General features: G+C 63.6%; 9 protein-coding genes. 2 read left to right on the top strand and 7 right to left on the bottom strand.

Annotation, left to right across the window (positions count from 1 at the left end; all coding sequences use genetic code 11):
- The first annotated feature begins 1 nt into the window (after position 1).
- Positions 2-988, top strand: coding sequence for an alpha-L-glutamate ligase-like protein (locus tag BZL41_RS06890; RefSeq protein WP_095598600.1), 987 nt, complete (start codon positions 2-4; stop codon positions 986-988).
- 92 nt (positions 989-1,080) lie between these two features.
- On the opposite strand, the gene BZL41_RS06895 is transcribed toward BZL41_RS06890, so the two are convergent.
- The 7 genes from BZL41_RS06895 to BZL41_RS06925 all read right to left on the bottom strand — a co-directional run bounded on the left by BZL41_RS06895 (position 1,081) and on the right by BZL41_RS06925 (position 11,828).
- Positions 1,081-2,229: a MalM family protein gene (locus BZL41_RS06895; RefSeq protein WP_095598601.1), complete on the bottom strand. Its 1,149-nt coding sequence runs from the start codon at positions 2,227-2,229 to the stop codon at positions 1,081-1,083.
- An 8-nt stretch (positions 2,230-2,237) separates the two neighbouring features.
- Entirely contained in the window at positions 2,238-3,830 is a 1,593-nt protein-coding gene (locus tag BZL41_RS06900; RefSeq protein ID WP_090257137.1) for an outer membrane protein transport protein, read from the bottom strand.
- 15 nt (positions 3,831-3,845) lie between these two features.
- Complete coding sequence (locus BZL41_RS06905) at positions 3,846-4,850, bottom strand: transporter (RefSeq protein ID WP_095598602.1); 1,005 nt, start codon at positions 4,848-4,850, stop codon at positions 3,846-3,848.
- Positions 4,851-4,899: 49 nt separating this feature from the next.
- Positions 4,900-5,661 carry a C39 family peptidase gene (locus tag BZL41_RS06910; protein ID WP_095598603.1) on the bottom strand — a complete coding sequence of 254 codons (762 nt, stop codon included), beginning with the start codon at positions 5,659-5,661 and terminating at the stop codon, positions 4,900-4,902.
- Positions 5,662-5,736: 75 nt separating this feature from the next.
- On the bottom strand, positions 5,737-6,168 hold the full coding sequence (locus BZL41_RS06915) for a DUF6160 family protein (RefSeq protein WP_095598604.1): 432 nt from the start codon (positions 6,166-6,168) through the stop codon (positions 5,737-5,739).
- A gap of 240 nt (positions 6,169-6,408) precedes the next feature.
- Positions 6,409-9,120, bottom strand: coding sequence for a helix-turn-helix transcriptional regulator (locus BZL41_RS06920; RefSeq protein ID WP_095598605.1), 2,712 nt, complete (start codon positions 9,118-9,120; stop codon positions 6,409-6,411).
- Positions 9,117-11,828, bottom strand: coding sequence for a LuxR C-terminal-related transcriptional regulator (locus BZL41_RS06925; RefSeq protein ID WP_256578092.1), 2,712 nt, complete (start codon positions 11,826-11,828; stop codon positions 9,117-9,119). The genes BZL41_RS06920 and BZL41_RS06925 overlap by 4 nt, the downstream gene beginning before the upstream one ends.
- A 163-nt stretch (positions 11,829-11,991) precedes the next feature.
- Here BZL41_RS06925 and pabB point away from each other — a divergent pair, with 163 nt between their 5' ends.
- Positions 11,992-13,338 carry an aminodeoxychorismate synthase component I gene (gene pabB, locus BZL41_RS06930; protein WP_095598606.1) on the top strand — a complete coding sequence of 449 codons (1,347 nt, stop codon included), beginning with the start codon at positions 11,992-11,994 and terminating at the stop codon, positions 13,336-13,338.
- The last annotated feature ends 1 nt before the right edge of the window (position 13,339 follow it).

Below are 13,339 nucleotides of genomic sequence, written 5' to 3' on the forward strand. Positions count from 1 at the left end.
CATGTTCGGTCTGATCAAGACGTGGAAGGCCCTCGAAGCGAAAGGCATCATGGGCATCAACCGGCGCAATGCGGACTACGTGCTGAAGTACAACAAGCGCAGCCTGTATCCCATCGTCGACGACAAGATCATTACCAAGCAGCGCGCGATCGATGCCGGTATCCATGTGCCCGAACTGTACGGGATCATCGAGACGGAAAAAGAGATCGACAAGCTCAACGAGATCATCGGTGAGCACAACGACTTCGTGATCAAGCCGGCGCAAGGCGCCGGCGGTGATGGCATTACGGTGATCGCCGATCGTTTCGAGGGCCGCTACAAGACGGTATCCGGCAAGATCGTCACCCATGAGGAGCTGGAGCATCAGATTTCCAGCATCCTTACCGGCCTTTACTCCCTCGGCGGCCACCGCGACCGCGCGCTGATCGAATACCGGGTCACGCCGGACCAGATCTTCAAGAGCATCAGCTACGAAGGCGTGCCGGACATCCGCATCATCGTGCTGATGGGCTATCCGGTGATGGCCATGCTGCGCTTGCCGACCCGGCAGTCCAACGGCAAGGCCAACCTGCACCAGGGTGCCATCGGCGTCGGGGTCGACCTGGCCACGGGCGTGACCCTGCGCGGCACCTGGCTGAACAACAAGATCGTCAAGCACCCGGACACCAACAACGCGGTGGACGGTGTGCAACTGCCGAACTGGGACGGCTTCATGAAGCTGGCCGCTGGCTGCTACGAGCTGTGCGGCCTTGGCTACATCGGTGTGGACATGGTGCTGGACCAGGACAAGGGACCGCTGATCCTGGAACTCAACGCCCGCCCCGGCCTGAACATCCAGATCGCCAACGACTGCGGCCTGGTGCACCGCACCCATGCCGTGGAAGCGCGCCTGGAAGAGCTGAAGAAAAAAGGCATCAAGGAAAGTGTCGAGGAGCGCGTGCGCTTCTCCCAGCAACTGTTCGGCCACGTGCACCCGGCAGAAAGCTGAGTCGCACCACCAAGGATTCGCCCCCTCGATCCCGTAGGGGCGAATTCATTCACCCAAGGCAGCTCAGCGAGTGCCCCAGGGCAATCATCCCCCTATCGCACGATCGCCAGCTCGAAGCCGCCTTCGTTGCCATGGGCGTGCACCTGCATCCCCATCTCGTTCACCGGCAGCGCCTGCAAGGGGCGTTTGAACGGCTTGTTGTCCAGGGTCTGTAGAGTACGGTCCTCGTCGGTAGTCAGCAGCAGCACGTAACGCTCCCCCTCCGCCGCCCGAACCGGAATCGTCCCTTCGATGAACGCATAGCGATACCAGGTCTCGCCGTGCAACTGGTAGACCGCATCGCTGACCAGGCGGGTCGGGCGCTTCGCCTCGTCGAGGAACAGCAGCGACGGATAGACCACCTGTTTATTGGCGAAACTGCGCACCCGCAAGCCGTAGACCCGATGCGAGCGTGGCAACCGGAGGGCCGCGTAGTAACTACGCCCCATTGGGAAATCGAAGCTCGGCGAATAGCGATTCAGCTCCTCGTAACGCGGCTGATCCACCGACAGGTCGGTGAACGCGTCCTCCGGCAGTTGGGCACAGCAGCGATCCACCAGGCTCTGATAAAGGCTCTGTTGCTGCTCTTTGCTGCCCTGCAGGAGCGCCTTCATCGCCTCCGTCGGCTGGCCATCCAACCCCGGCAGCACTGGCACGCGTCGCTCGAACGCTACCTCGCGCCCTTCACTGAAACGGGCCTGCTGCGTTGGAGCCTCCTCGGCGACGCGCTCCCTCGGCACAGGGGAGTTACGCATTCGGCCCTGCTCATCGACCCAGGTGTAATAGGGGTTGCCATGCTCGCTACGGACGAATCCCCTCCCCTCCAGAACGTCGGCGTCGATGTATTCGCCTGAACTCTGGCCATTGGGCAGCCGGATGTCAGGCCGGCCGTCGCCGGCCTGACCGCCGGCGTAGAAGCTGTTCTGCAGGTTGCCGTTGGCATCCACCCAGGTGAAATACCGGCGCTTCTGCTCGCCGCTGTTCTGGCTGCCGGGCCAGCGGGTGCCTTGCTCGTCGCCCTGGCGCGCCTGGTCGCTGCGGAGGATCCGCTGCTGGGCCTGGCGCTGCTGCTCGGCATAACGCGAATCGACGAAGGTATTGTGCAGTCGCCCCTGGTCATCGATCCAGGTCAGGTAACGCCCGCCAGCGGCCTGGACCGGCAGGCTGAGTAAAAGAGCGAGACCGAGAGTAAGAACGCGCATGGAAGGCCTCAGAAAGCGGTCTGGTAGGTCAACGCGAACACGTAGGCCTTGACCGTGGTTTCGATGTCCAGGTCGGCGTACGGGTTGTAGACCATGCTGTCCAGGTTCGAACAGTTGACGTTGCAGCTCGAGCGGGCTGGGATGTCCTGCTTGCTGACCAGATAATTGAAGCCGACGTCGATCACCGTGTCCTTGTCCCAGCGATAGCCCGCGCCAAGACCGTACAACGTGGCCTCGCCGAGCGGCGCCAGGACATCGGCGGCATTGCCCGGGATCGCCGAACGGCGTGGCTCGTAGCCGAAACGCAGGCTCAGGCGGTCGTTGACCTCGTACTGGACACCCAACGCCCAGCTCCATACCGACTCGTAGTTGCGGTCGAGAATGATGCTGTGCGAAGTGGCGTTGTTCGGCGAAAACAGCTTGGCGATCCGCAGCACGTCCAGTTCGCGGTCGAACTCCAGCTCGAACTTGTCCCAGGCATCGTAATCGGTCCACTTGAGATCGAAGTTGATCTGCCATTTCGGATGCGGCTTGATCTTGATCCCCGTGGCAAAGTGCGCTGGGTAGGTCAGGTCCAGGGACACATTGCCCTCTTCTTCGTCGAATACGCCGTCCGGAGTGATGCTGCTGAAGATCACGCCGATCAGCGAACTGTCCAAGCCCCGCCAGAAGCCTTGCCAGTCTTGGGAATAATCGACCCGGTACTTGCCTTGCAGGTGCATCTTCGCCTCGCTTTGGTACACCGCACCCCAGGCGAACCAGTCGGTCGGCTCCCAAAGAAAGCCGATGTTCCAGGTCGGCGACAGGGTCTGCTGCATGTCGATATCGATGTTGGCGATGTCGGTGAACGGACCGAGGTCGCCGCCGCAGATGTTCAGCAGTACCTCGAACGGGTTGCCGTCGACCGTACAGAGCGCATCCTGAGCGGCACCGGTCAGGCCGGTCAGGACGTTGGGTGCGCGGAAATCCTGGTTGATGGCCATGGCTTGGTGGGAAAAACCGATCGACAGCCCCACCGACAGCTCGTCGTTGACCTGATAGCCGATCGATGGCGAGAAATAGGTCAGCCGTTGCAGCACCACTTCCCGGCCCTGGTAGCGAGCCGGGTCGTCGGAGTCGCGGGTGAAGCCCAGGGCCTGAGGCGTATAGACGTTGGTGGCGAAGGTGAATTTCGACCCCGGCGGATTGATCGACAGGCCCGCCAAAGGCGCGAACAGCAGCGGGACTTCCATCGCCCCGCCCAGGCCGGGCAGGTACATGGCCGCCGTGGTCGTCCGGCTGGAGCTGTTGGCCACCGGATCGTCCTTCAGGCCGAAGAAGCTGCTGCCGTAGTCCGGCGGCGCATCGAAGTCGGCACGGATATCCATCATGCCGGTGATGAACTTGACGACGGTCTGGCGCCCCTTGAGCTTGGTCAAGGCCGCCGGGTTGTAGTGCACGGCATCGATACCGCTGGAGTCGGCGGTGATCGCGTTACCCAGGGCCATGGCCTTGGGGTTGCCGATGGTCAGGTTCTGTGCCAGCTGGGCGTTGGCGGCGCCGGCCCAGAGCAGAGCTATCCCGGAAATCGCCCGCGCGAGCGGCGAAATACGCATGATCATAGTGATCGCTCGCTGTCAGGGGGCCTTCAGGCCTTTGATGTCCAGGGGCATGGAAAGCCCCAGCAACACGTCGGGAGAGTCTTCCGTCATGCCGAAGCCGGCGTTGATGTTGACGATATGTTCCGGCGAAGTGCGCAGGCCGAGGGAGAAGTTCATGACCGAACTGGTCTGCTCGCGCCCTTCCAGCGTGACGTCGGAAAACTTGAACTCCGGTGCCAGGGAATGCGCCATCTGGTAGGAGGCCGCCAGCGAAACGTCGTAAGACAACGCATAGGCGAAGCCCATGCTGAAGTTGAAGGTCGAGCCCGGATCGACCCCTTCCAGCAGGCGTCCGCCGCGGACCTGGTGGATGCCGTGGATCGGCAGGTTGTAGGCGTAGCCCAGCGAGCCGAACAGCACGACCGGATCGATCACATAGGACATGTTGGCGCCGAAACCGAGGCTGTAGTAGCCGTTGCCAGTGGAGAGATCGGTATCGCTGTTGATGTCGTAGGGGCTCTCCCCGGTGGGCAGACCGAGGGTCGCGTAGAGCGTGGTCACCGGACGACCGCGCAGCGAAGCCCAGGGCTGCCAGCGCAGCGAGGCGGAGACGTCGCCGAGGCTGTAGACGTTGAGGTCGCGTTCGGTGTCGTACTTGGCCACGAACGGCAGGCGCACGCTGAAAGTCAGGTTGTCCCAGACGCCATAGTCGAAGGTGAACGAGTTGGTAAAGGTGTGCTGGGCCTCGCTCTGGCCGATCACGCTGTAGACGTTGTTGCCGGTGCGAACCGTCTCGATCAGGGTGTCGCGGGTCAGGGAATAGTCGAAGCCGTAGGTCAGCGTGCGCTCGCCCTTCTTCAGCAGGGTGTAGCTCTTCTCCGCCGCCTGGAAGACTTCCTCCAGGGCCTTGGTGCTGTCGGCATCGTCCTCTTTCTTGCTCAATGCCTCACGGGCATCCTCGACGGAAGGCTCATCGGCCATCACCGGCCCGGCGGCCAGAAGCGTCAGCATGGCCAGCCATGCGTACCCCCTCACTCCCATGACGCTATCCCCATCTCGTTATTGTTGTCGGGCTTCGTGCAGCAGACGTTTACTTGCGGCGGATGTACTGGATGTCGCCTTCTGAGCCCAGCTCGGTGGCCTGCTCCGAGGTGAACTTGGCGATTTCGGGAAACTCCCGGAAAGCCAGCAGGCTGACCGTACGATCGTCTACCAGACGCAGGTCGCGCTCGGTCAGTTGCAAGGCGTTGTGCGGCGCCTGCCCGCCGGGAAAAATGGCGAACAGCACGTTCTGGTCCCAGATCTCCTCGAAGCGGGTCCGGGTGAAACTGATGTTGCCCAGCGCAGGATCGGCCACGAACACGTGGTCGTTGTAGACGTCCCGGACCACGACGAAGTGTTTGAACCCGGCGTACTCGATCGGCACGATGGCCGGATGCTCCAGGGCATCCAGGTCCGAGAAGTCGGCGCGAAATCCACCGCTCTCATAGCCGAGGGCGGCCACGAAGCGCTTCATGTCCAACAGCGAAAAGCCCCGCCGCTCGACGATCTTTTCCGCTTCGCCGAAACGCAGCAGCCCTTCCATCACCTGGCGCTCTTCGAGATTGCGGCCCAGGTAGTAGTCGAGCATGGTGGTCAGTGCCGCCGAACCGCAGCTGTAGTCGTAGGCCTGGCGGATCACATTGCGGAACTGCAGCTGGCTCATCGGCTCCAGCACCACCGACTCGCGCACCGGGACGGTCCCGTTCAGCGCCTGGGTAATGTTCACCGTGCCTTGCTGTTGCGGCTTGGTTTCCACCGCCTCGGTGAAACCGAACACACCGATCAGGCTGCCCACAAGAATTTCGATCATACCGTCCGCCCAGATCCCGCCCGCCGGGGAGAAACCCCGCCGACCCGGCGGGGTTTTCCGGTCGGGCAACCGAACTCAGTGACCCCAGACCTTGACGGTACTGCCGGCCATGTTCAGGTCGTTGATGGCCAGGGAGCCCAGGCTGGCGGCGCTGCTGTTACCCACCTTGATGGCGCCGACTTCCAGTTGGCCGGTCATCTCCGGCAGGCTGATCTGCAGCTGCTGGGTGCCGCCGCTATTGGTGACCACATCGACCATCAGCGGGTTGTCGTCGGAAATGTCGAAGCCGTCGAAGGACACGGTTTCCATGCGCAGCGAGCCGCCGTTGGTATCGCCGTCGGTGTAGACGATGCTGCCGATGGAGCCGTTGAAACTACCGGAAATGCTGATGCCGTCCTGACCGGTTACGCCGGCCAGCGCGGAATCGTCCATCGCCTTCAGATCGGCCTGGGCCAGGAGCGGAGCGGTCAGCAGAGCAGCAAGCGCCAGTTGGTTGAATCTTTTCATTCTTCTTATCTCCAAAAGATCACAGGTGGGTTACCCCGGGGTGCCGCCGCAGACTCCTGTCTCCGGCAGTGGGACCGGCTTGCGCCGATCTCCAGGCCCGACGCTGCTTCCCTAGTCGCGTCGGACATGGATTCGTGAAGCCCCTGGCTTCGCGTCCTGTGAACAAGCTACTGGCCACCCTCTTGCCTGCCAGCCCATCCAACGGATGGAGCGGAACGGCAGCGCTGCGGAGGCTTTATTTCAGGCCTCGCTGAGCAAGCCGAGGCTTTTCCCCTTCAAGACCGCTTGCGTGCGGCTGCGTACTCCCAACTTGGCGAACAGGTTGTGCAGGTGCCACTTGATGGTGGCTTCCGAGAGATGCACCGCCTGGGCGATGTCGCGGTTCGACAACCCCGCCGCCACGAACCTCAGGATCTCCCGCTCACGATGACTAACGTCTTGATTTTCTTCGAATGTATCCGGGTCTACGGCGAGCCGCCGGCACTGCTCGCGAAGCATTTCCGCGACACCCTGCCAGGTTCCCGCACGCCTGGGTTCGGCAGCGCGCCAAGCATCCCAGAGCGGCAGCAGCCATAGTGCGTCGTCCAGGAACAGGCGCCGATAGCCGCTGGCCCAGGCGTCTTCCAATGTGGACTGGAACAGGGCGAAGGCTTTTTCGCTGTTACCGCGCCGCCAATACGCTACAGAGAGTAACAAGGACAGGCGCAAACGCCGGTCGCGCTGTACTTCCGCCGCCTGTTTGCTCACGCAGGCCTCCAGCATGGCCTGCGCCTTGTCGGCACGCCGCTCGCTCAAGGCCAACCGGGCCTCCGCCAGCACCTGCGCGGCATGCGCATCGGGATAGCGCCCTACCGAAAGACCGGCGAGATGACGTTCCAGTTGCAGGCAAATGCGCTCGGCCTCGTTCGGTCGCCGCATCCAGAGCAGGAACTGCACCTTGCAACTCATGCCCAGGGCGAAGACCCGTTCGTAGCCGGGCCCCTGCAGACCGGCCAGCCACTCGTCCAACTGGGCCAGGCCCTGCTCCGGTTCGCCGGCGAAGAAACGCGCCCGCGCCATGACCAGATGGCCCCGGCTGATCAACTCCACTGGGGTCGCCACGTCACGCCAAGTGGTCGCCAAAGGCAACTCGGCGAGGATCGCGGCATGGCGATCCTGCTCGTAGAGCAGATCGGCATAGGCCAGCGCCAAGGGGCCACCGACCCGGCTGCGCCGGCCAAACACACGCTCGACCCGGTTTCGCGCCAGCTCAGCGATGGAGCGTCCGCGCTCGAGATCGCCCCGTTCCTTACAGATCAGCGCTTCGATCAGGCTGGTCATCGCGTGCAGGTATTCGCTGTCCACCTGGCGCAGGCAGTGGCGCGCGGTGGCAATGGCCTTCTCGGCGTCGCCGAAATCGCCGAGCAAGGCATGCGCCGCCGCCTGTACGCAGGCCAGGCTGGCACGGAAAACCGGCTGGTTGTCCGGCGCGATGCTCAGCCAGTGCCGGGCAACCTTGAGGCAGCTCTCCAGCTTGTCCTGATAGAGCAGCACCAACGCCTTGAGCACCTGCACCGCCGCCAGCAGCTCGGCCAACCCGAAGTGAAGAACGGTACCGCGCCCTTGCAGAAGCCGCGTGCTCACTTCCTCGATCAATGCCTCGGCCTCGGCGAATTTCTGCTCGAACGCCAGTTGCCAGGCATAGAAAATCTGGAACACCGGATGTTCCTGAATCACCTCGGCAGGCACGCCCTTGAGCATGGCGAGGATACTGTACACCCGGTTGCCGGCGATCAGGTGAGCCCCCTGACGCTCCAGCAACTCGGCGGCGAACCGGTAATCCCGGGCACGCAACGAATAGCGGATCGCCCGCTCCGGCAGGTCGCGGCTCTCACACCAGCGCGCTGCGGCATGCAGCAGCGCGCTGCTGTCGCCGCGACGGGCCAGCCGTCCCTGGAGAAACTCGGCGAACAGGTGGTGGTAGCGAAACCACTCGCCCTGGTCGTCCAGCGGGATCACGAACAATTGCTCGCCCTGCAGGCGCATCAGCATGTCCAGGCCATCGCGGCGACCGGTGAGTGCGTTGCACAGGTCGGCGCAAAACTCATCCAGCACCGAGGTCTGGTCGAGGAACTGCTGCAGCGGCTCCGGCAGGCTGTCGAGCACATCTTCGGCAAGGTAGTCGGCAATGTTTCGCTCGGTACCGGACAGGCCGGCGAGAAACGCAGCCCGGTCCGGGTGACGGGCCATGGCCAAAGAGGCAAGGTGCAGCGCGGTGATCCAGCCCTCGGTGCGCGCCTGGAGTTGGTCCAGCTCGGATTCGCTCAACGGCAGTTGCTTGATGTCGCGGAAATAGGCTTCGGTTTCTTCGCGGGTCAGGCGCAGGTCCTCGCCCTTCAGCCAGAAAGCCCAGGGTTCATCGACGAGAAAACGCGGCTGGTAGCGCGTGCTGGTGACCAGGTGAACGTTGGTCGGCAAATGCTCCACCAGATAACGCGTTGCCTGGCCGAGCGCCGGGTGGCGGATGCGGTGGAAGTCGTCGAACACCAGGTACAGCTCGCTCTCCAGCCGTTTGAGATCGGCCAGGAAGGAATCGATCACTGCCTCCACCGGCCAGCTCACGTCACCCTGGAGCATGGCGCTGGTACTGCTGCCGAAGCCCGGAACCACCGCTTCGATGGCCGCCACCACGTATTGCAGCAAGCGCTGCGGCTCGCTGTCGCTCTCGTCGCAAGACAACCAGGCCACCTGCGCTCCCGCACCCTGCAAGCGCAAACGAAATTGGGCGAGCACCGTGCTCTTGCCGTAGCCGGCCGGCGCGCTCAACACCAACAGGCGGCGGTCGCGTTCGTTGAACAATCGCTCGATCAGCGCGCCCCTGGGCAACAACGGACGCCCGCTGGCCTCCGCCGGGAACAGCTTGGTGCGCAACAAGGGGACACGACGAAACGGAGCAGAAGACTGAACGCTCATTGCAGCAGACTCAGCTCGCGGGCACGCCGGATGGCTTGCGTCCGGTTACGCACCTTGAGCTTTTCGTAGATGTTATGCAGATGCCACTTGACCGTTCCCAACGCCAGCGCAAGCTGCTGGCCGATTTCCTCGTTGGAAAGGCCCTTGGCGGCCAGGCAGATGACTTCGCGCTCGCGGTCGGTCAGCCCCTCTTCGAGGACTTCCTGGGACTGTCGCGCCGCCTGGCCGGGCCAGACCGCCAGAAGACTGCGAATGAAGCCCAACAGCGCCGGTTGCCGCTCCGACGCCTCGAGCTGCTGCAGGAGCAGGCGGATCGCCTCGCCCTCCTCGATGAACAGGCTGCGCACACCTTCGCGCTCGGCACCGACCAGACACTGCCCCAACAGCGACTGCGCCCGCTCCAGATAGCCCAGACGCTGGTAGCTGAGAGCGGCCAGCAGGTCGAGTCGGAGCTGCTGCAAACCGTGCCAGTTCGGCTGTAGCAGGCCGCGCAATTGCGCAATTTCATGCAGGGCCTCACTGTAATGACCGCGCGCCTGCTGCAAGCGGACACGCATCAACCCCTGCATCCAGAGCACCGGGTTGAAGGCACGCTGGCTGTAATTGGCGGCCAGCTTGGCCCAGTCCACGCTCTTCAGCCGCTGCTCGGCCCGCTTGACGCGATCGACTGCCGGCTCCTGGAGGATCAGGGCGATCTCATCGCCCACCGCCTGCACATAGAAGCGCCAGGACTGATTGCGCGCCGCCAGATTCTGCATGCCCACCAGCGTTGCCAATGCCTCCTTGGTGTTGCCGCGCATGCGTTGAATACGCGCCAGGCACAGCATGCCGCGGGCGTAGATATCGATCGGGTTGATCACGTCCACCCGGCTCAGCGCCCAGGCCAGGCGCTCTTCCAGGCCGTCCAGGCGGGTCTGGTGGTAGGCGATCAGCGACTCGGTGATGGCCGGCAGGGCCAGCGCCCGCGAACGCTCGTCGAACCAGGGGATGACTTGGGCACGCAACTGATCGAACAGCAATTGCGCCCGCTTCACCTCCCCCTGCTCCAGCGCCAGGAATATCTCCACCTGGGCCAGCTGCATGTCGAGGAAGCGCCCTTCGAGGAAGTGATTGCGCTGCTGCGCCAACCCCAGCAGGCGCCGGGCCTGCTCCGGTTGTGCCAGCATCACCTGGGCAAGCGCACCGATGATCAGCACGGCCACTTCGAGAAAGGCGCTGTGCTGCCCCAACTGCCCTTCGACCCGGCGAGCCAGACCGACGCAGAGCTCCAGGTCGTCCTTCTGCAAGGCGATCACGCCCTTCACGGTCAGGGCGGCCAGGTAATTGTCATTCAACGGACTGTTGGCCCGGGCATCGCCCCAACGCGTCAGCAGCTCGTCGAGTATACGGTTGGCTTCGGGCAGCGCCAGTTCGGACGCGCGCTGCCAGACATCGGCCAGCACCAGGATCGGAAAACGCTCGGCGATGGCGTCCGGGACCTTCTGACGCCACCGGTAGATGGCACCGAGCTGGCCGCGGTTGACCAGCTCCAGGCCACAGCCGTCCACCAGCGCCGCGAGCATTTCCGGATCTTCCGCCAGGCAGGCATGCTGGATCGCCAGGTTCTGCATATGGTGGTTGGTGAACCAGAGACTGGCATTGAAATGCAGCTGCTGGAAACGCTCCGAATCGCGGTCCTTCAACCGGGCGCGGAGAAAGTCGGCGAACAGGTTATGGAAGCGGTACCACTGCCGCTCCCGGTCCAGCGGCATCAAAAACAACTGCATGGCTTCGAGTTGTTCCAGCAATTGCTGGCCGTCGTGCCGTCCGGTCAGGGTATTCGCCAGGTCGCCACTGAGCTGGCTGGCCACCCCCAGGTTGAGCAGGGTTTCCTGCAAGTCGTGGGGAAGTTGCTCGAACACCCCGCGCAACAAATACTCGCCGACGGCGGCCTGATTGCCGATCAGTTCCACCATCTGCCGGGAAGCCTGGGGCTGGTGACGCAGCCAGAGGCTGGCCAGATGAACGCCTACCAGCCACCCTTCGGTATGGCCGTAGAGCGCCGCCAGCGATGCCTCGTCCAGTGTCAGGCCACAGCGATCCAGGTATGCGCGGGTTTCCGCTTCGGTCAGTCGCAGCTCCTCGGGGCCTATCTCCAGAAGCAACCCCTTGGCGCGCCAGGTAGCCAGGTTCAACGGCGGCTGGATACGGCTACCCACCGCCAGGGTGAAACCCGCCGGCGCCAGCTTGACCAGCCGATTGAGAGCGCTGAACAGCTCGGCATCCTGGATCAGGTTCAGATCGTCGAGCACCAACAGCAAGGGCACGTCGTGCTGGGCAAGGTCCGCCAGCAGGCTCTCCATCACGGCCGCCACCGGCACCCGCATGGTGTTTTGCAGATAGCGCCGGGCATCCTCGCCCAATCCCGGAATCGCCCGCTCCAGGGCCTGGATCAGTTGGTGGAAGAACCGGGAAGGATCGTCATCGTCCGGTCCGAGCGATACCCAGGCCACCGCATCGCCGGCCGCCCGACGCGATTCGGCCATGGCGGCGAGCGCCGTGGTCTTGCCGAAACCGGCGGGGGCAAGAAAAAGCAGGAGTCGGGCGTGGGGATGGGCAGCCAGGGCGGCTTGCACCATAGGGCGGGGCAGGTAGTCGGCAGCAACCTGTGGAGGTGTGAGTTTCGAGCGCAACAAGCTGCCCGCGGCTGGATCGGAAACTACGTCCACGGCCTGTATCCCTTCATCGTTATCGTTGTGGTACGGAGACGTGTCTCCGTGGGACCTGCTCATACTAATCAGCGCCCTATCCTCGCGTAAACCCACGCCACAGCTCTAGGATGAACAGTCACGGCGATCTACAATCGCCTCCCGCGCACAGCCGACCTCCAGCATGCCGACCTGCTTCGTTCACCCACTGCCCTATCGAGCCGACCCCGCCGACTATTTCGCCGCCATCCGCCACGCGCCAGGCGCCGTGTTGCTGGATGCCGGGCGACCGCTGGCCGAGCGAGGACGCTATGACCTAATCAGCGCCTGGCCATTGGCTGAGTTGGCAGCCGCCCCCGACGAATCGGCCAAGGATTTTTTCGATCGCCTACGCAGCGGTCTCGCCCTGCTCGGCCCGGCCGAGGCACCGGCCGAGTACGAACTGCCGTTCACTGGCGGGCTGGTCGGCTATCTGGCCTATGACTTTGGCCGCCGCCTGGAGCCGATGCCACAGCGAGCAGTGGACGACCTCGCCCTGCCGGACGCCTGTTTCGGCGTCTATGCCTGGGCCTTGGTCAGCGACCACCAGCGCCGGACAAGCCAACTGGTTTGCCATCCACAGCTCGCCGAGAGCGAACGCCAGCGTCTGCTTGCGCTTTTCGCCGAACCTCGGGAAGCATCCGATGCCGCCACATTCCACCTGTCGGCACCATTCCAGGCGGATATCGACGAGGAGCGCTACCGACAGGCCATCGAACGCATCCAGGCCTACATCCAGGCCGGGGACTGCTATCAGGTGAACTTCGCCCAGCGTTTCCGTGCACCTTGCCAGGGCGATCCCTGGCTGGCTTACCGGGCACTGCGGGCGGCCTGTCCGACGCCGTTCGCCGGCTACCAGGCCCTGGGCGGCGGAGGCGCGATCCTCAGCCTGTCGCCGGAACGCTTCCTGCAGCTGAGCCAGGGGCATGTGGAGACCCGCCCGATCAAGGGCACCCGCCCGCGCGGACGCAATGCCGCGGAAGACAAGGCACAGGCCGAAGACCTGCTGAGCAGCCGCAAGGACCGCGCAGAAAACCTGATGATCGTCGACCTGCTGCGCAACGACCTCGGGCGCAGTTGCCGGATCGGTTCGGTCCGGGTGCCAGAACTGTTCACCCTGGAGAGCTACCCCAACGTCCATCACTTGGTCAGCAGCGTCAGCGGTGAACTGGCGGACGGCAAGGATGCGCTGGACCTGATCGCCGGCAGCTTCCCCGGCGGCTCCATCACCGGCGCCCCGAAGATTCGTGCCATGCAAATCATCGACGAACTGGAGCCGACCCGTCGTGCGATCTATTGCGGCTCTCTGCTCTATCTGGACGTACGGGGAGAAATGGATAGCTCTATCACCATCCGCACCTTGCTGGTGAAGGACGGACAGGTCTGCTGCTGGGGCGGAGGCGGCATTGTCGCCGATTCGGACTGGCGATCCGAATATCAGGAGTCGATCACCAAAGTGAAGGTATTGCTGGAAACACTGGAGCGCTTGTAGC

The organism is Pseudomonas sp. PIC25 (genome assembly GCF_002286785.1).
Classification (GTDB): Bacteria; Pseudomonadota; Gammaproteobacteria; order Pseudomonadales; family Pseudomonadaceae; genus Pseudomonas_M.